Source organism: Actinacidiphila sp. bgisy167, assembly GCF_965342175.1.
Lineage (GTDB): Bacteria > Actinomycetota > Actinomycetes > Streptomycetales > Streptomycetaceae > Actinacidiphila.
This window is the reverse complement of sequence record NZ_CBDRBL010000230.1, coordinates 1-629: the sequence shown is the minus strand read 5'-3', so window position 1 is coordinate 629 and position 629 is coordinate 1. Positions and strand designations below refer to the sequence as shown.

Below are 629 nucleotides of genomic sequence, written 5' to 3'. Positions count from 1 at the left end.
CCGGACGGCGGCGATCAGGGAGGCGTCCGCCACGACCCAGGCGATTCCTCGTTCGCACTCCCCGTTGTGTACACATGAGGCACTCGGTACTCTTGGGCGCATGACACAGTCGATGCCGATAGAGTCCATCCGCGATGTCCGGGCACACCTGGCCGAGGTCGTGGAGCGGGCCGACCGGGACGACGTTCCTACCGTCATCACCCGGCGCGGCAAGCAGGTCGCCGCCGTGGTGTCCATCGAGGTGCTGCGCAAGTACCAGGAGTGGGAAGAGCGCGAGATCAACCGGATCATCGACGAGCGCATGGCCAACCCGGCACCCGGTATCCCGATCGAGGACATCATGAGGGAGACGCTGGCGCGCAGTGAGTAGGTACCGCACCGTCTTCCGAGCCGAGGCTCAGGCCGAACTCCGCAAGATCCCGCGAGACATGGCCCTCCGCATCGTGGCCAAGCTGACGGAGCTGGAGAACGACCCGACGGGGGTCAACACCACTGCCCTCGTCTCCCAGCCCGACCGCCGCCGCCTCCGGGTGGGCGACTACCGCGTGATCTACACAATCGACGACGGCGAACTGGTGGTGTGGGTCGTACACGTCGGGCATCGCTCCACCGTCTATGACACCTGAGGG

Annotated in this window: 2 protein-coding genes; both read left to right on the top strand. The window is 66.1% G+C overall.

Features of this window, described 5'->3' with window-relative positions:
- Nucleotides 1-100 precede the first annotated feature (100 nt).
- Entirely contained in the window at nt 101-370 is a 270-nt protein-coding gene (locus tag ACRWND_RS30920) for a type II toxin-antitoxin system Phd/YefM family antitoxin (protein WP_045558185.1), read from the top strand.
- Entirely contained in the window at nt 363-626 is a 264-nt protein-coding gene (locus tag ACRWND_RS30915) for a type II toxin-antitoxin system RelE family toxin (protein WP_431955304.1), read from the top strand. Before ACRWND_RS30920 ends, ACRWND_RS30915 begins: the two co-directional genes overlap by 8 nt.
- Nucleotides 627-629: the final 3 nt, after the last annotated feature.